Raw genomic sequence first — 18,461 nt, 5'->3', positions numbered from 1 at the left:
ACGTGTGTACTGTAAACCTGAGGATAGAGGGGGGTGGAACAGTGATGAAAAAAGCGGGGTATTACAATGTTGCTTCGCTGGATACGCTCGGTACATCAAGGCCGTAAGAGGCAACCAGTACCGCACCGTGTGCATTCGCATCAGCAACACGTGTCTCAGATGCTAGGTGTGCTTCTTTTGAATTACCTAGCTCAGACAAGGGGTTAGCAGCGTTAAAGCCGGTTGCTGTACTGCTATGACCCACGGCCAGATTAGCTTGCACTGAGTGATCAGAGAACTGGCTGAGGTCGTTAGCAGCGAAGGCAGAAGAGCTAGCCAGTACGGCGAAAAGTGTAGAAGCGATAACTGTTTTCATGGTGATGATCCTTTTAATCTGTTGTCAGCGGTGATGCGTGATCAGCGCCTTGAATGTCGTTTTGATGGGTGTAGATTAAAAGATCAATCTGAAATGAAACTGAAAGAAATTAGATTAATTCAAAGAAATACATATTTTTATTTTTTAAATTACGCCTTATAAAAATACAAAGTCACGTCTAACTATAACCCTTAGAAAACAAACAGGCGCACTCCGGTTATATAGGCTTTTTATTTTCCACACACAAAAAAGGAGGCCAAGGCCTCCTTCTGGTTTAAGCGACTTGCTCAAATCACGTGTCGATCTCCCGTTCGTGCGTGATTCGTTACCGTGCTGGTTGGTTACAGCGCTGATCGATTACAACAGCGCTTCGTTAGAGTTAGCCGGTACTTCCAAACCAAACGATGCCACGCTGCTGTCGGCGTTGTAGGTTGGCGCGCTATCCACTTGAGCAGATAGGTGACCTTCTGTTGACGCACCCAGCTGTGTCAGTGGGCTGACTGCCGCTTCAAAACCTTGCTCTGTTGCTACGGTGTGTGCCGCTAGGTTGCTTTCAACCGAGTTAGCACCAAACTGGCTGAGGTCATTCACCGCAAACGCTGACGTTGCGAAAAGAGCGGATGTGATGATGGCTGTGTTAAGTAGTGTTTTCATGATCGTTTACCTTTTTTGATTCTGTCGGTGGCTCACCTGGTGGGTGGCCTTCATAGCTTGTTTCGATGAGTTAAATGTATATGACGAATCTGAAACGAAACTGAAAAAACCTGAAAACTTTTATTTATTTTTTGCTAAAAAAACGCAGAAAAATCCGATTAAACCTCTTGTTAAAACCTTTTAAACCGCAAGTTATAAACAGAAAAAACCATAGTCCCCTTATCTTTTTATCACTGCAAAAAAATCATAAAAAACAGCCATAAAAAAAGGGAGCCGAAGCTCCCAACGTGTGTACTGTAAACCTGAGGATAGAGGGGTGGAGCAGTGATGAAAAAAGCGGAGTATTACAGTGTCGCTTCGCTGGATACGCTCGGTACATCAAGGCCGTAAGAGGCAACCAGTACCGCACCCTGTGCATTCGCATCAGCAACGCGTGTCTCAGATGCTAGATGCGCTTCTTTAGAATTACCTAGTTCAGACAAGGGGTTAGCGGTGTTAAAGCCGGTTGCTGTGCTGCTGTGGCCCACTGCAAGGTTTGCTTGCACTGAATGATCAGAGAACTGGCTGAGATCGTTAGCAGCGAAAGCAGAAGAGCTAGCCAGTACGGCGAAAAGTGTAGAAGCGATAACGGTTTTCATGGTGATGACCCTTTCAATCTGTTGTCGGCGGTGATGCGTGATCAGCGCCTTGAATGTCGTTTTGATGGGTGTAGATTAAAAGATCAATCTGAAACGAAACTGAAAAATATCTATTTATTATCTAGATAGAAACTTGAGTTAATACTAAGTAAATACTTCCAGCTGAAAACGTACAACCTGCGATAACAACGACGCCATCATTTGTGGTAATGCCTACCGCTGTAAATAAAACTGCTAAAGCAGGTAATGCTGCTAAAAAAGGAACGAGTTCTAAAGGGATCATTAACAAACCCGTGATCCCACATGCAAAAGCGATGGCGCGCTTAGACCACTGCTGTGTCATAAATTTGAGTCGCGGTTTAAATATCTTATCCAAGCGTTGTGCGAAGGGACGGGCGTAGTTCGCACCTTTGAGAAAACGGTCTCGACTCAGGGTGATTGAGGTTAAGCGTTTCGGTAGCCATGGCGATGGATCACCCATGACTCCCTGAATCGCTATCAAAAAAATCGTGATTCCACATAGACTCGGAACACCAGGTACAGCAGAAGTGGGAAAAATACCAATCAGGGCCGGTACGATGAGCATCGCGCCGAGCCCTCGGCTCTCCAACTGTTTGACCAGTTCACCAATTGACGTATCGTCGCCCTCAGTGTCGTCTACCAGCTTTTCCAAAAGATCAGTTAAGCCGTTTCTCACAATATCCCCCTTGTACCTGCATACCAAACTCACGTTAGCGTTGAGTCACACGTACAAAAGGAAAAGCAAAATACATACCACACAAAAGTGGTCTCCACGCCCAATTTTCAGAGACGTTGCCTGTAGCATTTACAACATCTGCTGTAATTAGTTCGCAGCGCTCTATTCAGTAACCCAACCGTTTTGACTCGCCCAAAGTGCCCACTGGGCCGCAGCCTTGGCTGGCATCCCCAGTACTCGTGTAAAGCAGGCCTCAGAGCTTTCGTGAGACTTACGCTGCGCTAAGGCTTTTGCAATGGGTGCAAGTGGCTGACCATTGAGGTGCCATATTCCCAGTGGCTGATCATTGGTGGTCACCACTTCAGCAAGCTCTATAAAGCCTCCTTTAACCACCGGCATCATCACGACCTCAATGGAGCTTGGGTCTGTTATTTGGTGCAGCGGTGCTGTATCGGGCCAGCAGGCTCGCTGTTGCCAAAACGGCTGTGTCGGCCATTGCGCTTCCAACGCATAGAAGTCGCGGCCAATGCGAGCAAAGCGGTGGAACAGGTGATCAACTCGCTGCTGATAGAACTGTTGCGCCAGAGCTGCATTCTCGGGCTTGTTAATCAAAGTATTGATCACGGCAGGAGCCTGTAAAGCACTGGATAGCGATTGGAAAATACCGTTACCCGAGAGCGGATCAACCGCCATGGCAGCATCACCCACACGAATCCAGCGCTCACCAACCGCTTGTTCGCAAAGAATGGGGGTACTGGTTCGCGCATGAAGCTCGCCAGTCGGTTCAGCGTCTTGGGTAAAGTGTTGAGCCTGCGGCAAGGAGAGTAGAATCTGATTACAGTGCGCCACTAGAAGTGACTTTTCCGGCAGCGTTTTGCTCGCCACATCAAAGGTTAATTGCAGATAGCGGGTCCCATCTGCACCTGCAGCCATCCATGCCCACCCCTCTGTAAAGCTAGCCGCAGCCGAGCAAGGCGCAATAGGAGCACCCTGCCAATACTGCAGTAACGAGACCGTTTCTGGGCCGCGCTTACGAGGCAAACTGGCGCTTGGAGCACTACGCCCGCGAGCCTCAACCAGAAAAGGAGTCGTGAGCGGCTCAGATTGCCCTTTCAGGTAAACATCAAAGCCGTGGTTATGCTCTTCAACTTTACTAACGCGCCCTGTTATCACGCAGATACCAGCGGCTTGTAAGTCTTGAAGAATTCCAGCATCTAGCTGCTCACGATCGACCAGACGCTCGGTATTCGCTGTTGCGGCCGTGCCATTCCAGCTCGCCATACGTGGTGTGGGCGAAGGCAGCGCTTCAAGCGCATAACGAAAACCGACATTGCGTAAACCTTCGACAACGCGCTCAGATACGCCTTCCATCGCCCGAAATGGCCGCGGGGTAGCCACCACCGCAACCGTGAAGCCTAACTTAGCCAACCCCAGCGCAACGGCACCGCCTGCGGGCCCACCTCCCAACACCAGAATAGGATCTGTCATGCTTGCTCTCCGTTTGCTTGCTGTCATGGCAGCACCTCTGCGCCTTGATAGGTGGCAGAATCACACAACCATCGCGAGAGCGCCTCTAGATCATGCTGAGGATGCTCCATTAAGTGCTGGGCTATAAACCCAGTTAGGTAAGCTGTCGCAGCGCTGGCCCCCACAACACCATTCTCCCCTTTTACATGCGCGCCAAAGTCAGCTAAACGCGTTTGCAACCGGGAAAACTCATCTGGCTGACAGCGCGCATCGCCTGTCATACGCAGCACGCCTTCGTACGCGGCGGGAAAAACGGGTTCTCCCCGTGCCGGTGTAGAGGCCACCAAGATCACGCCCTTTTGTCGTGCTCTATCACACGCTAGCTTCAGAACATCGCGATCTTGGCGCAGCCCTAAACTTAGGTTGATTACATCAACCTGCTCATCAACGAGCCAGTCAATGCTCGCCGCTACCTGTGCTGCTGTTGTCGTTAAGCGCTCGCGAAATATCTGCGCCACCACAAATTCCGCATCAGGTGCGCAGTGGCCAATAATACCCAATAGAGCAGAGCCGTGGCCGAGCTGATCCGCCATCGGTGCCACCTGTTCAACGCCACCATCGCGAAAGACAAAACTCGCCTGCGCGACAACCCGCTGAGTAACATCTAAAAACGCAGAACGGCTAAAACCGCACCCGCTATCCACCATTCCAACCTTAACTGGCACCCTGCTCTCCTGTCGTATCTGTGTGATGCGGTAGATCATCTAGCAGTTGCTGTTCATGCAGCAGGAGACGCTCATCAACGTCCACCAGTGTTGAGGCGCGATGGCTAATGACAATGCGCGTTGTGCCACTGAAAAGCCGATTCACATTGGTGATCACTTCACGTTCAGTCGCTTCATCCACCGCCGACGTGGCCTCATCTAAGATAAGGATCGATGGCTGCTGCAGCAGTGCTCTGGCGATGGCAACACGCTGTTTTTGGCCGCCCGATAGCTGGCTGCCCCGCTCGCCAATCGGTGTTTCGATCCCTTGCGGTAGTGTGGCCACCCAGTCAGTTAGCTGTGCCATCTCAATTGCGTGGAGCAATTGCTCCTGCGTTGCCGAGGGCGCAGCATAGCGAATATTGTCGGCTAGTGAGCCGCGAAATAGTGTCACCTCTTGGCTTACAACCGCGATATGTTGGCGTAACTGATCCAGCGGAATATGGCGAAGCTCGACACCATCCAGCAAAATCCGCCCCTGCGACGGATCGTAATAGCGCAGCAGCAAATCAATCACAGTCGATTTTCCAACACCCGATGGGCCGATCAAAGCCGTGCTGCGACCAGCGCTAAAGCGAGCATTTGCCTGCGATAAGATGGGCCGGTCTGCTTGGTAACCGAATGTCACTTGTTCAAAAACAATATCCCCCTGCACATGCTCAGGCAGTGTGACCGGCTGCTCTGGTAAGCTGACCTCTGGTGTTGCGCGGCGCAGCTCCATGACTCGGTCTAGACTCACCGACATCCGCTGAATCGCAACGTAAAGCCCCAAGAGACTTTGCACAGGCCCCGTCGCCATCCCCAAATAGGTTGAGAACGCGATAAGCGAACCAAGCTGCCATTGCCCCTGAATAACCCAGTAGCCGCCGATTAAAAATGCAGCGGCGCGGGTTAAAGAGGTCAGCGTCGAGGGGATTGCTTGCGTAAAAAATTCCACAACTTGTAGATTGAGAAGCTCGCCGAGGTAACGATCACTTAAGCCGTTGAGTTTGTTCGCTTCACGCTTCTCTTGTGCAGAGGCTTGAATAAACTTCATGGCAGGCAGCGTTTCCACCAAAAAGGAGCTAAGATCAGCGGAGCGCTCACGCATAACGCGGGTTTGGCGTTCTACTTTACGCCGCATCCAGCGCAACCAAAGTACCTCTAATGGGATCAACACCAGCACCAACAGTGAGAGCTGCCACGAGAGTGACACCAGCAATACCAATGCACCAACTAAGCCCAAAACACTGCTAAACGCAGAGAACAGACTATCCACCGCAAACCGTTGAATCTGAGAAACATCGCCATCTAAGCGCGAGAGAATATCGCCGATACGACGTCCGCCAAAAAAGCGTGGCGATAATGTTTGTAGGTGGCAATACAGATGTTCACGCAGCGCAAACAGGATGCGTCCTGAGAGCTGAGTGTGCAAATAGCGATTCACACCCGACAGTATCGTACTCAGAATGCCCACCCCGATCATGGCGCCAGCCATCACCAGTAACAAGTTGTAATCACCCGCGAGCAAGGCATCATCGATCAACATTTTGGTCAACCAAGGCTGCAACAGCACAAAGGCCGAGCCCAGCATTGATAATCCCAATAAACCGATAATGGCGCGCCGATGGGGCCGAATAAAGGCATATAGCCAGCGGAAAGCCTGCTCTAATTTAGCAGGATCTTTTCCGTCAACCGCTGCTGCTAACCACTTAACCATTTGAACGCCTTATTATTTTTTCTTTTTTATAGCAGCCGCTAAGAGCAACCACCAGCGCTTTAGTGCCAATCTATCACCTTGGAGAAACGCAAAAAGGGCTATCCAAGACAGCCCTTTTGTTCACCGATATCTACTGTTGAACCTGATTAGTGCAGTTTAACAACTCGCAGGTCCGCAGAAGACATATCGCCAGTTAGCTGGATTGAAGCGATCTTCTCCAGCGTATCAGGGTTATGTACTGAGATATCGCTAGATGCACCGCCGATGTAGATCGTGCGGTTGCTGTCCATGTTGATGCTGTAGAACGTGTGATCCAGATCCACTGCCGCAACGGTCTCTTTTTTGCTGATATCGTGCTTAGATAGCTGGTTAAATGCGCCGTACAAAATATCTTTGTTAAGCGGATCAGTAATCCAGTTGAAGACGATAAACTCAAACGGCACCGTTTCAGTCTCTTCTACTTCACCCGATGCCAGATCGATGCGGTTCATACCCCACCAGAACTCAGCTTTCTCCATATCCCCAGGTGCGCCGTTCCACTTAATCGTGAAGTACGGCATGATGTACTCACCTACGTGCTCACCTTGGTTGAACATCGCAAAGGCATCAGGCGGAACCCAGCTACCCGCACGATTCCAGTTCTGGATTTTGCTCAACATTTTCACTTCGCCCGTGTTCGGGTTGATCGCAGTCAGATCTGCGCCGCCCAAGACGATACGACCATCGCCCATGACAGCGATTTTAGTGATACGGCGATCCACAGGGTACGTGCGTAGCGGCTTAGCATTGAGGCCAGCTGCCGTGTCATAAACCGCTAAGCGCGGCTGCAAAACATCGTAGCGATCATTCAGCTTACGCGTTGGGTTTTGCACGGTGTATAGCTCTTTACCATCGTTACTCACCGCCAACGAGACAAAGGTTTTCACACGCTCGCCATTGATTGACTGGTTTGCTGCAAACACGATGTCGCAGTTGCGAATATCAAAACCCACCACCTTCTCAGTACCGGCGGTTAACACGTACGCAATACGTCCATCGGGTGAGCTAGCAATTGAGCCGCTACCAAAGGTGCCCGGCACATCACAGCTACGCACCACATCTTTTGTTTCTGTATCAATGATATGCAGTTGGTTCGGGCGCGTTACCGTCAGTACATACTCATGACCACCCGCTTTCATACCCTGCTCAGCCATGGGGTTAGCCGCACAACCGGTTAACAAGGCTGCACCGCTGGCAGCACTCATAAGCGCAACCGCTTTAAACAATCGAGAAAAAGTCATCTGCGCCTCCGTTACTGGTCGTTCTCTGGGAAGATGCCGTCAAGCTTGCGCCAATCTTCATTCGCTTTCGCCACATCTTGTGACCACTCTGGATAGTTGCTCATGGTGTCAGGCACCTGAGCTGGCCACCAGCACGCATCCGCACAACCGTAAAGGTCCGACTCCATCGGCTGACACAAGGAACCGAGTCCGCCAAAGGGATCAACTTCCCAACCGGGATCATTCGTGGAGGTACAGCCCACCACAGATTGCATCGCGACCACCTCTTCAACCTCATTCTGAGAGGTTGCTTGGTCGAGCATTTTTGCTTTCTTGTTAAAAGACTTTAGATGTTTCATTTAAGCACTCCTTCTAGGAGAGACATGAGCTTCGAAGAAACTCGGATTCTCTAGCATGATGCGTGTGTACGCCTCTACCCCATAATCAACCCAGTCACGTAGTAGGTCGCAGTAGTGGTAGGAAGGTACGGTTGCATCACCATATTTTGCGTAGCTTTCGTGATAGCAGCCACCCGAGCAGATATTGCGGATACGGCACGTTTCACAGCCGGTATCCGTGCGATCAAGACGCGTCTCCACAAAGGTCGCGAGGCTGGCTTTATCAAGCCCTTCGCTGACATCACCAAACAGCGGCTGGTCTGAGCCTGTAAAGCGGTGGCAAAGGTTGATTCCCCCCTTTGTATCCACGGCTAAAAGCCCAACACCCGCCCCACAAGGCAGTTGTTTTTTATTGCCCTCATGGATATCGGTCATCAGCATATGCATGTTGCCAAAGCCCATATTGCGGCCATCAAGCGCAGCTTTCAGGTACTTTTTACCTAAGCGCTTCATACCCGCAAACACCTCTGCCATCTCATCGGCAGTCAGGTTAAAGGAGGTAATATCGCCAGAGGTCACTGGCCCAAAACCCACTTCAGCAAAGCCAAGATCGTTATAGAGGTGATCAAAGATCGCTTCCACATCGGTAATCCCACGCGTCAGTGTGACGCGGCACCCCACAGGACGAGATTTATAGCGCGATAGCAGCATCGCTACCTTCTGCTTCACCACGTCATATGTGCCCTGACCACCCACCGTGATACGGTTTTTATCGTGCATCGCTTTTGGCCCATCCATCGAGATGGTCAAGCCAAAGCGGTGCGCATCAAACCAGTCCACGAGCTCTTCATTGAGCATGGTGGCGTTTGTGGTCATTGTGAAGCTCACCTCTGACTCAAGCGCAGCGAAGCGCTCTTCACAGTAGGCAACCACATCACGGATCAGCGGCATATTGGTCAATGGCTCTCCGCCAAAGAAAACCACATTGTATTGGCGCTGATTGGGGGACTCCTTGAGCATCATCTCAATTGATTGCACAGCCGTTTCAAAGCCCATCTTGTCGCCCTTGGACGGGGTCGTCAGATCCTCTTTGTAACAATAGGTGCAGCTCAAGTTACAGCCGGTGTTGGTGTTGAGCACAATGGTTGTCAGTGGAAATGACTCCACCGCTTGAGGCTCCATATTGATTTGTGCGGCACTGCCCGCATCTGCGATGATCTTGAGACTCTTAAGCTCAGCTAGCGTCTCCGTCACATCATCAACCTGGAAGCGCCCGCCAAAGCGCGCTTTGATGTGTGCTGCTGATACTTCCGCCTCTTCCGAAAACAGTTGTATCAACTCATCCGACAACGCATCCAACTCGAAAAGGCTGCTTGTCGGTACATGGAACATCATGCGGCGCTCGTCCACATCCACCAAATGCATGTTGGGTTTTACGAGTGTTAACGATCCCATTTGGTCGTCCTCTTATTATTCTACTTCGCCGGTGCTATCACACACCTATGGCTACTGAACAGCTCGCTTGATATACACAGGCACTGTGACCAGTAGGTGCGCATCACCCGAAACTTGTTCATCGCCTTCACCCATGGATGCAACCACTTTCAGGTTACCCAAGTTGTTGGTCGAGAACTTACGCTCTGGGTTAAGACCTGCGTCACCCGGTGTAAAGATGCCCTGCTGGTCGATTGAACCGGCGTACTTCGTATCTTTATCGTGTTCAGCTGTTTCATTAAATGGCGCAACAGACCAGTTCGCTGGCATATAGCCAAGATTGAGGTCATCGGCTGTACCCGCTTTGCCATCTGGACCAGCGCTAAAGGCTTGCGCACGGTAAGTTGATTGCACTTTCGGTACTAGGCCGCCATTACCACCGACCCGAGCGATCGACTCAGCCGGAACCACCGCCACGCGCGCAACCTGATCGTAAACAGCCAGCGCTTGCTGACCACGGGATTGGCCAACGCGAACATCACGCGCACCGACAGTGGCGTTCTTCTGGGCACGCGCTAGCACAACGATGCGGTCGTTATCGCGTGTCAGTACTTTTTCGACGCTAACACCACGGCCTAACGAGACGTTACCCTTCAGCTCGCTGCCCATGATGGTGATCTCTTGTACAGCACCTTGCTTGATTGCAGCGGGTGATACACCTGCGATAGCGGTGCCAACATGTGCGTTGATCTCGCCACCCATCTCATCACGGCCCACTTGATACATACGGCCCGTTAGCTGTTGGCCATCTTCAGATGCCGCCATCACTTGGCGCATCTTGGTACCGTTCACATTCAATTGCGCACGCCACTCGTAGCCTGCGTATAGTTTGGCTTTACCGCTACCTTTGAGTGCAGTGCCATCAACAAAGTGGCCATCTAGGGTCAGCTCAAAGCGGTTGTTAGAGGTTGGCGTAATCGTCAGTGTGGCGCTGTAGTCGCCCTGCTCAGGTAAGAAGCCTGCAACACTCCAGCGGCCCGCAAGCTCCGGTTTAGGCGCGGCTTGCCACTTTTTCCACGCAGCATCGTGGAAGTTAAAGTCTTTTGCCAACTTGGGTGCCGTATCGTTTAACGCGATATCGTACCAAGATCGGTCACGCGCTAAGGCGTGCAGTTCAGTGGTTGGGTTGATCGCCATGTGGGTGTTGACGTGCAACTTCCACTCCGCTTCTGTTCGGCGTTGCAGGCCAAAGCGCGCGCTGGAGTGGCAACGTGCACACATCTCAACGTAAGCGGGATCTATGTCCTGCTCAACAACGTTGGGCTGCTGCTCTAATACATAACGATATGGCGCGGTTTCAGATGGCGCCAAGCCTTGCGTATCAGCGAGGTATTGAATGACAGCTTGTTTCTCTTGCGGCGAGATAAAAAGTCCATTCAAACGCTGCATGCGGTTGATGGTCATGTGCCACCCTTCCGGGGTTTTACGCTGCTGGCTGATGCGTGAATAGGGAGCCTCTGGATCGCCAGTGCGGGTATGGCAGATCAGGCATTTCTCTTGCAGTACGCTCGCACCATCCATCGCAGACACGGTTGTTGGCGCAGCAATCGCCCCCAACAAAGCCAGTGCACTTCCGCCCAGTAGGGCTCGCTTGGATTTATTATTATTCAAGGCCAATTACTCCTGTAAGAATTATTGTCGCAGCATCACTTTCACAAAAGCGATGCAGGCCCATCGAGTTAAGGAACGTGTCGGTTTATACACAATGGCCAACTTACCGGCGCGGTGTAAATAAACTTGCCTTGTTTTGTGTTAAGTTGTGCAGGTATGTAACAAAATGTAACAATACAGCACCTTTATATCTACAACCCTTTGTTTTCAATAACTTTTATCATATTAACAACTTAACTTTCTTTCGTTTTTCGGCCACTTCTCTCACCTTTGTGGGGTTGCTACACTCGAACAACACGCCTAAGAGCTGGCCTAGATAGCGACACAACACGACAATGACACACGCTAACCCACATCATATTTTGATCGTCGAGGATGATTTTGCTTCTCGCGCCCTGCTGGTCAGTTATTTTGAGAACGCGGGCTATCGCGTTTCTGAAATCGATCACGGGGACGATCTGCTACAGCGCATCCAAACAGAGCATATCGATCTGGTGCTGCTGGATATTAACCTACCCGGTAAAGACGGCCTCACGCTGACACGCGAGCTGCGCGTACAATCCAAGGTGGGTATCATCCTAGTCACCAGTAAAGGCGATGAGATCGACCGCATCGTGGGCCTTGAGCTCGGCGCCGACGACTACGTGACAAAGCCCTTTAATCCACGAGAACTGCTGGTACGCGCGAAGAACCTTATTTGGCGCGTGACCGACCAAGCCACGCAACCGGCAGAAACCGATAGTTTGATCCGCTTCGAGGGCTGGTCACTCGACAGTAGCCGCCGGTTACTCAGTAGCCCAGATAACAGCACCGAACGCCTCCCAGAAGGAGAGTTCAAGCTGCTGCATACGCTGATCACTAAGCCCGGCCAAGTCCTCAGCAGAGACCAGCTAATGGATGCGATCCACGACCGCGCTTGGACACCGAATGACCGCTCTGTAGACGTAATGATAGGCCGTTTGCGCCGCAAACTCGGTGACAACCCAGCCGATCCGCACTTTATCCTCACCGCTCATGGTGCCGGATATATGTTTGCTGGCACCTTAGATTAGGCCACCGTATGCTGCATCACCTTCCGGGATACCAGATCCAGACGATACTACACCGCGGTAAAAACAGCACCGTCAGCCGCGCGCTGCAAGAGAGCGATCATCAACCGGTGATCATCAAGCAGGCAAACGGCACTGCCAGCGCTGCCGAATGTGCGCAGTTTGAGCATGAATACGCGCTGTTGTCCGATATTGAGGTCGCAGGCGTGATCAAGCCGCTGCGCTGGGTGGCACATAAAACCGCCCCCGCAATCGTCTTTCCCGATGTGGGGGGGATCTCCCTGCGGCAAATGATGCAGCGCAACCACTACCGCTGGGATCAAGTACTGCCTGTGGCCATTCAGCTGGCGAATCTGGTGGGCCTGCTGCATTCGGCACGCGTCATACACAAAAAGATTTCGCCCGATAACGTCTTGTGGATTCCGGAAAGCCGCGATATTTGCCTGATCGACTTTGCCATGGCAACGCGCGTAACTCGTGAACAAGCCAGCTGGAACGCCCAACAATTACAGCCCGATATTCTGCACTACCTAGCGCCCGAACAAACGGGCCGGATCAACCGCCATATCGACTACCGCAGTGATTTTTATAGCCTTGGCGCCACGCTGTACGAGCTGTTTACCTCGCGTACACCGTTTCACGGCAAAGAGCCGGCACAGCTGATCCACAGCCACATCGCACAGCATCCGCCTGCGCCGCACCAGCTCAACCCCGATCTGCCCGAGATGCTCAGCCGCATCGTCCTTAAGCTGCTGGCAAAAGACGCATCGCAGCGCTATCAATCCAGCTTTGGCCTGCTGCAAGATTTAAAACGCTGTGAAGATCAATGGCGCGAACATCACAACATCACCAACTTTACCCTTGCTCAGCAAGATGTCTCTGAGCACTTCGCGGTACCACAACGCCTGTATGGCCGCGCGGCAACGATTCAGCGGTTACGTGATTGCTTCGATCGCGCCACCCGCAAGCCACTAGAGATCGTCACCATCACCGGTTATGCAGGGGTGGGAAAGTCAAGCTTAGTTCATGAACTGCGTCACTATATCCATCAACAAAACGGACGCTTTATCAGCGGAAAGTTTGACCAGTACCGTCGCACCCGCCCCTATCTAGGGCTTTTCTTGGCGCTGCAAGGGCTGATCCGGCAGTTGCTCACCGAAAATGAGCAGGAGATCGCAAGCTATCGCGAGGCTTTAACGGCAGCACTAGGACATAACGCTCAAGCCCTGATCCGCTTAGTGCCTGAGCTGGAGTTAATCATCGGCCCACAGCAAGATGCTCCGCGCTTATCAGTGATGGAGGAGCAAAACCGCTTCTCGCGCCTGGTTATTGCGCTGCTGCAGGTCTTCGCCACCTCACAACGCCCCTTAATGCTGTTCCTCGATGATTTGCACTGGGCAGATCTGGCATCGTTTCACCTGCTTGAATCGCTCGCCAACAGTGAAGATCTCACCAACCTTGTGATTATCGGCAGTTACCGCGACCATGAAGTTAGCCCCGCGCACCCGCTGCGCCGTACCCTAGAGAAATTGCATAGCAGTCCGGCGCACCTTGATGAGATCGTACTCGAGCCACTCAACCACAACCAGATCGTACGCTTAATCGCCGATACGCTGCGCCGCGAAACACATCACTGCCAAGTGCTCGCGCAGCTTTGCTTGAGCAAAACTCAGGGCAATCCCTTTTTCCTTACCCAGTTTCTTTACTCTTTGCATGATGAGGGGTTAATCACTTTTAAAGAGAACCGCTGGCACTGGGATGAAGCGCGGATCCGTTCACGCGAAATGACCGATAATGTTATCGACCTTATGGTGAACAAAATTCAGAAGCTGCCCACCAGCTCCTGTGAGGCTCTGCGTCTTGCCGCCTGCATCGGCAGTCCATTTGACCTGCAAACGCTATCCACGATCTTGTCGCAATCACAGCAACAGACACAAGCTGATTTAAGTGCCGGAGTCAGTGAAGGCCTGCTACTTCAGGTGGACAGCAACTACTCGTCACACTCTGGCCTGACCTTCAATAAAAAGCGCTACCGCTTTGTCCATGATCGTATCCAACAGGCCGCTTACTCGCTGATTCCCGCCGCTCAGCAACCTGATCTCCACCTAAAAATTGGCCGGATTCTACAGCAGCAACTGCCCACCGAAACCGACAGTAGCGCGGTTTTCGAGATCACCAACCATCTCAATCAGGCGTTAGCACTGATCGATACGCCCGATGCAAAACTAGAGCTTGCTAAATTGAACGCTCAAGCTGGCGCACAAGCGTTGGGGTCAGCAGCTTTTGATGCGGCACTCAGTTACCTGCAGGAAGGAGTAGCACTGCTGCCACACGATGCGTGGCAGGCACACTATCCGCTGGCCCTAGCACTGCATACCCATGGCGCGGAGGTTGCGTATATTCGCGGTGAGTTCGATACCATGCAGCGCTTTATCGATACCGTTATTGCCCATGCGCGTGAGCGCTTAGACCGGGTGCGTGTTGATGAGATCCATATGCAGGCGTTGATTGCCCGCAACCAGTTTGATGCAGCACTGGATATCGCGCTTGAGACACTCAAGCTCCTCAATGTCGATCTGCCCCGCCACCCAAGCCGCTGGCAAACCAAGCTGGGGATGTGGCGGACTCAGTGGCTACTGCGCCGCCAGCAGCAACACCAGCTATTAAGCGCTCCCGCGATTGAAGATCCGCACCAACGCGCCACGCTGTCGATTTTGGCGAGTATGTTTGGAGTGGTGAAGTTCTCAAGTTCAAACCTGCGCCCAATCGTCATGGCAAAACAGGTGGAGCTGACGCTCTCTCACGGCATTACACCCCATGCGGCCATGGCGTTGGCTGGCTACGGTGGGATTCTGTGTGGCCAAGAGCAAAAAATTGTTGATGGCTACGCTCTGGGCAACATTGCTATGGAGCTTGATCAGCGGCCCGAAAACAGCAGCACCAACCGCTTGATCCGCCACAAAACGCTCTACCTGTTCAACACGTACGTGCGGCATTGGAAAGAGCCTTTAGCGAACACGCTGGACTCGCTTCTAGAGGGGCACCAGTTAGCGCTGGATGGCGGCGATATCGAATGGGGAAGCTACTGCCTCGCGGCGTATATCCAGTACGCTTTTAATCTAACGGCAGACTTTGCCAGCCGCCAGCCACTGTTAGAGCAATACACCGATCTTTTAGCCGGTTACGGCCAAAAGCAGTCATTGCAGTATTCGCTGCTCGCGCTGCAAGCGATCGATAATCTGCTAGGCAATAGCGAAGATCCAACGTATCTGTGTGGCCGCTTCTTTGACCAACAGATGCTAACCGAAAACCACCGCGAAGATCACCGCACGGCCATCAGCATCTATCACTACTACAGCACCTTGTTATGCTATCTATTCGATGCCGACGAAAAAGCGTTGCAACATAGCCAAGCGGGCCAACGCTATCTCGCTCATATCAACGCGACCTACACCAGCCCGTGCTTTGTCTTTATCTCCACACTGGCTGAGATCAGACAGCTGCCCAAACTCAGCATTTTGCACCACCCCCATAAGTTCAGGCGTATCCAAGACAACTTGCGCCAACTGAGGCTATGGGCAGAGCACTGCCCCGAGAACTATCAGCACCTATTGAGCTTGACCCAAGCTGAGCTGCATCGTAGCAAGCAGGAGTTTAGTCTCGCGATGGATTTCTACGACGCTGCCATTAATCAAAGCCGCAGCCAAGGGTTTCACCTGATCAGCGCGCTGGCCAATGAATTGGCGGGCCGCTGTTATCTTGAATGGGACAAAACCCAGATCGCTCGCACCTACCTGAGTGAAGCGTGGAGCGCCTATGAAGCGCTAAAGTTGAGTGCTAAGCTGCGCCAACTCAGCGCGCGTTACCCTGACATTTTCGCCCATCGCACCATGCAAACGACGGCCCTTGAGCCTGAGGTCGTCGATATCCAAGATGGCTTATCGAATCAGCATCTCGATACCAATGCGATCATCCGCGCATCACACGCCATCTCAGATGAGATTAAGCTCGAAAAGCTACTCGGACGCTTGATGGCACTAGCGCTTGAGAACGCTGGCGCGCAACGTGCGATTCTCGTATTAAACCAAACGGAGGGGCTCTTTGTTGAAGCTGAGGCCCAGCTCGATAGTCCACCAACCTTCTTTACGGCACAGGCATTAAACGATACCCACTTGGTGCCGATTAGCGTGGTGCACTACGTCGCACGCACTAAAGACGATGTGGTACTGAGTAACGCACATCGCCATGAGATGTTTATGCAAGACACCTACATCCAGCGACGCAAACCTCGCTCGCTGCTGTGTATGCCGATTCTTTATCATGGCGAACTCACCGCTATTCTCTATCTGGAGAACAACGAAAGCCGCGATGTCTTTGACCGTACACGCATGGAAACCCTGCAGATATTGTCGGCACAAGCAGCGATCTCCATCGAAAACGCGAAACTTTACTCAAGCTTGGCACGCTCCGAGCAGGAGTATCGCTCGCTGTTTGAGCACGCCGTCGAAGCGATCTTTAGAACCGACGCATTCGGCAAACTGCTATCCGCCAACCCCGCGCTAGCCAGGCTATTGGGTTACAGTTCTCCTGCTGAGTGCTTAGCGGGTATTGATGATATCGAGCGTCAGTGCTTTACCCACAGCTATGACTACCACCGCCTGCAAGACCGTCTCAACGCCCATGCTGAAGTGATCGGATTTGAGACACAGTGGCAACGCCGTGATGGCTCACGGGTGGACGTTTCCATCTCTGTCCGCCAGCGTAGTGAGGCCCACGGGCAGCCCAACTACTATGAAGGCTCAGTGACAGATATCACCGAACGGGTTGAACGGGAAAAAGCGCTGGCACAGCAACGCCGAGCAGAACTTGAGCTAGAGAAAGCGGAGGCAGCAAGCCAAGCAAAATCAGAGTTTCTGGCCTCGATGAGCCATGAAATTCGTACTCCGATGAATGGTATTTTGGGTATGGCGCAACTACTGGAGAAGAGCCCTCTTTCTGCCGAGCAGCAGCAACAGGTCGCGGCGATTTATCAATCAGGCCAGTCTCTACTGTCGATACTCAATGATGTACTTGATTTTACCAAGGTGGAAGCTGGCCAGTTTCAACCCGAAGCCTCCCGCTTTTCGATTCAAAAAGTACTCGATGAAACCACCCTGATTGTTGATTCACTGTGCCAATCTAAGGGGCTGGCATTTAAGTTTGATGTGCCCACTGCGGTTCCTGCAAACGTTATAGGTGATCGTCGTGCGCTTGGGCAGGTTTTGATGAACCTATGCTCAAACGCCATCAAGTTTACTGAAGAGGGCACTATCACCTTAGCGGTCAGCTGCACACGACAAGCATCTGAAGTGGTGCTCAGTTGCCGCGTCCGAGATACCGGTATTGGTATCCCTACTGAAGCCCACAGCCGAATTTTTCAGCATTTCACACAAGCAGACTCATCGATCACGCGCCGCTATGGCGGAACCGGTTTAGGGCTAGCCATCGCCAAGCAGATGGTAGAAACCCAGCATGGCAAAATAGGCTTTACCAGCAGCGAGGGCCAAGGGAGTGAGTTTTGGTTTGAACTTCCCTACCAGTGTACCGACGAGCACTGCAGCCAAGATCAAACGCCCGATTCGGCGTTAGCATCAACCGCACCGCTGCGAGTACTACTTGTTGAGGACACCCCCATCAACCAACAGGTAGCGAGTGGCTTGCTCGAAAGCGAAGGCCACCACGTTGATATTGCAGCCGATGGCTACACAGCGCTGCGCCTGCACGATGAAAACCGTTACGATATTGTGCTGATGGATATCCATTTGCCCGATATGGATGGCATGGAAACCACCCGTAAGATGCGCAATCACCCTGATACAGCCAAGGCGAATGTACGCATCATCGCTCTAACTGCCAGCATCTCCGAAGCGCAGGTCAATAATTACCATGCGGCAGGAATCGATGGCGTGCTTGGCAAACCCCTGGAGTTCGCCGCCCTCTCGCACTTGCTCGGAAAGCAAACAGCCCAAACAATGGAGGAGCCCAACGTGCACCACCACCTGCTAGATATTAGCCGAGTTGAACAGCACCAAAGCGCATTAGGCGATACCGCGTTTATCTCCCTGATTGGCAAGCTTGAACAACAAGTACAGGCGCTCTTCGAGCAATTAGTGCAGCAACAAGCGGCCAAACAGCAGCAAGAGGCTTTACATAAACTGGCCGGCGCCGCTGCAAACTTTGGCCTTGATCAACTGGCAGTGAAGTGCCGCGGTTACGAGCAGTTGGGCGCAACGCTAACGCCTGAGCAACTCAATAGCCTAACGGTGGTAGGTAACGAAAGCTTATTGCAGCTACGTAGCTATATAGAACGCAAGGCATAAAAAAAGGAGGCCGAAGCCTCCTGACAGAAGATGTCCAATGATGAGAGTATGCGTCTGCTACTGCTGTGCTAAGCGGG

General features: G+C 52.1%; 13 protein-coding genes. 2 read left to right on the top strand and 11 right to left on the bottom strand.

Annotated elements, in window-relative coordinates; translation table 11 throughout:
* Positions 1 to 61: 61 nt before the first annotated feature.
* The 11 genes from E4L36_RS05380 to peaA form a co-directional block, all read right to left on the bottom strand.
* On the bottom strand, positions 62 to 355 hold the full coding sequence (locus tag E4L36_RS05380; protein ID WP_136679609.1) for a hypothetical protein: 294 nt from the start codon (positions 353 to 355) through the stop codon (positions 62 to 64).
* Between the two features lie 357 nt (positions 356 to 712).
* Positions 713 to 1,009 (bottom strand): hypothetical protein, encoded by a 297-nt coding sequence (locus E4L36_RS05375; RefSeq protein WP_127695507.1) that lies wholly within the window; start codon positions 1,007 to 1,009, stop codon positions 713 to 715.
* A gap of 344 nt (positions 1,010 to 1,353) precedes the next feature.
* Positions 1,354 to 1,647, bottom strand: coding sequence for a hypothetical protein (locus tag E4L36_RS05370; protein ID WP_136679607.1), 294 nt, complete (start codon positions 1,645 to 1,647; stop codon positions 1,354 to 1,356).
* A gap of 121 nt (positions 1,648 to 1,768) precedes the next feature.
* On the bottom strand, positions 1,769 to 2,344 hold the full coding sequence (locus E4L36_RS05365) for an exopolysaccharide biosynthesis protein (protein ID WP_169051480.1): 576 nt from the start codon (positions 2,342 to 2,344) through the stop codon (positions 1,769 to 1,771).
* 162 nt (positions 2,345 to 2,506) lie between these two features.
* On the bottom strand, positions 2,507 to 3,832 hold the full coding sequence (locus tag E4L36_RS05360) for a lycopene cyclase family protein (RefSeq protein WP_169051479.1): 1,326 nt from the start codon (positions 3,830 to 3,832) through the stop codon (positions 2,507 to 2,509).
* A 23-nt stretch (positions 3,833 to 3,855) separates the two neighbouring features.
* Positions 3,856 to 4,536, bottom strand: a complete 681-nt coding sequence (locus tag E4L36_RS05355; RefSeq protein WP_169051478.1) for a S8 family serine peptidase — start codon at positions 4,534 to 4,536, stop codon at positions 3,856 to 3,858.
* The gene (locus E4L36_RS05350; protein WP_136679599.1) at positions 4,526 to 6,274 is read right to left on the bottom strand and encodes an ABC transporter ATP-binding protein; all 1,749 of its coding nucleotides are present in this window, start codon (positions 6,272 to 6,274) and stop codon (positions 4,526 to 4,528) included. The genes E4L36_RS05355 and E4L36_RS05350 overlap by 11 nt, the downstream gene beginning before the upstream one ends.
* Positions 6,275 to 6,420: 146 nt before the next feature.
* Entirely contained in the window at positions 6,421 to 7,554 is a 1,134-nt protein-coding gene (peaD, locus tag E4L36_RS05345; RefSeq protein ID WP_136679597.1) for a quinohemoprotein amine dehydrogenase subunit beta, read from the bottom strand.
* A gap of 11 nt (positions 7,555 to 7,565) precedes the next feature.
* Positions 7,566 to 7,892 (bottom strand): quinohemoprotein amine dehydrogenase subunit gamma, encoded by a 327-nt coding sequence (gene qhpC / locus E4L36_RS05340; RefSeq protein WP_127695519.1) that lies wholly within the window; start codon positions 7,890 to 7,892, stop codon positions 7,566 to 7,568.
* Positions 7,893 to 9,326, bottom strand: coding sequence for a quinohemoprotein amine dehydrogenase maturation protein (peaB, locus tag E4L36_RS05335; RefSeq protein WP_136679595.1), 1,434 nt, complete (start codon positions 9,324 to 9,326; stop codon positions 7,893 to 7,895).
* Between the two features lie 51 nt (positions 9,327 to 9,377).
* Complete coding sequence (gene peaA, locus E4L36_RS05330; RefSeq protein WP_136679593.1) at positions 9,378 to 10,976, bottom strand: quinohemoprotein amine dehydrogenase subunit alpha; 1,599 nt, start codon at positions 10,974 to 10,976, stop codon at positions 9,378 to 9,380.
* A 335-nt stretch (positions 10,977 to 11,311) separates the two neighbouring features.
* Between peaA and torR the strand changes: the two genes are divergently transcribed.
* Positions 11,312 to 12,028 (top strand): two-component system response regulator TorR, encoded by a 717-nt coding sequence (torR, locus tag E4L36_RS05325; RefSeq protein WP_127695525.1) that lies wholly within the window; start codon positions 11,312 to 11,314, stop codon positions 12,026 to 12,028.
* An 8-nt stretch (positions 12,029 to 12,036) separates the two neighbouring features.
* A complete protein-coding gene (locus E4L36_RS05320) occupies positions 12,037 to 18,384 on the top strand; it encodes an AAA family ATPase (protein WP_136679591.1) in 6,348 nt (2,115 codons plus the stop codon).
* The last annotated feature ends 77 nt before the right edge of the window (positions 18,385 to 18,461 follow it).

It is taken from the genome of Neptunomonas sp. XY-337 (assembly GCF_004959845.1).
GTDB lineage: Bacteria > Pseudomonadota > Gammaproteobacteria > Pseudomonadales > Balneatricaceae > Neptunomonas > Neptunomonas marina.
The sequence above is the reverse complement of the archived record's forward strand: the minus strand, read 5'-3'. Positions and strand labels throughout refer to the sequence as shown.

What these genes read in the sequence shown, in the direction of transcription:
- E4L36_RS05380 (WP_136679609.1), bottom strand. Translation starts at nt 355, where the DNA reads ATGAAAACAGTTATCGCTTCTACACTTTTCGCCGTACTGGCTAGCTCT.
- E4L36_RS05375 (WP_127695507.1), bottom strand. Translation starts at nt 1,009, where the DNA reads ATGAAAACACTACTTAACACAGCCATCATCACATCCGCTCTTTTCGCA.
- E4L36_RS05370 (WP_136679607.1), bottom strand. Translation starts at nt 1,647, where the DNA reads ATGAAAACCGTTATCGCTTCTACACTTTTCGCCGTACTGGCTAGCTCT.
- E4L36_RS05360 (WP_169051479.1), bottom strand. Translation starts at nt 3,832, where the DNA reads ATGACAGATCCTATTCTGGTGTTGGGAGGTGGGCCCGCAGGCGGTGCC.
- E4L36_RS05350 (WP_136679599.1), bottom strand. Translation starts at nt 6,274, where the DNA reads ATGGTTAAGTGGTTAGCAGCAGCGGTTGACGGAAAAGATCCTGCTAAA.
- peaD (WP_136679597.1), bottom strand. Translation starts at nt 7,554, where the DNA reads ATGACTTTTTCTCGATTGTTTAAAGCGGTTGCGCTTATGAGTGCTGCC.
- qhpC (WP_127695519.1), bottom strand. Translation starts at nt 7,892, where the DNA reads ATGAAACATCTAAAGTCTTTTAACAAGAAAGCAAAAATGCTCGACCAA.
- peaB (WP_136679595.1), bottom strand. Translation starts at nt 9,326, where the DNA reads ATGGGATCGTTAACACTCGTAAAACCCAACATGCATTTGGTGGATGTG.
- torR (WP_127695525.1), top strand. Translation starts at nt 11,312, where the DNA reads ATGACACACGCTAACCCACATCATATTTTGATCGTCGAGGATGATTTT.
- E4L36_RS05320 (WP_136679591.1), top strand. Translation starts at nt 12,037, where the DNA reads ATGCTGCATCACCTTCCGGGATACCAGATCCAGACGATACTACACCGC.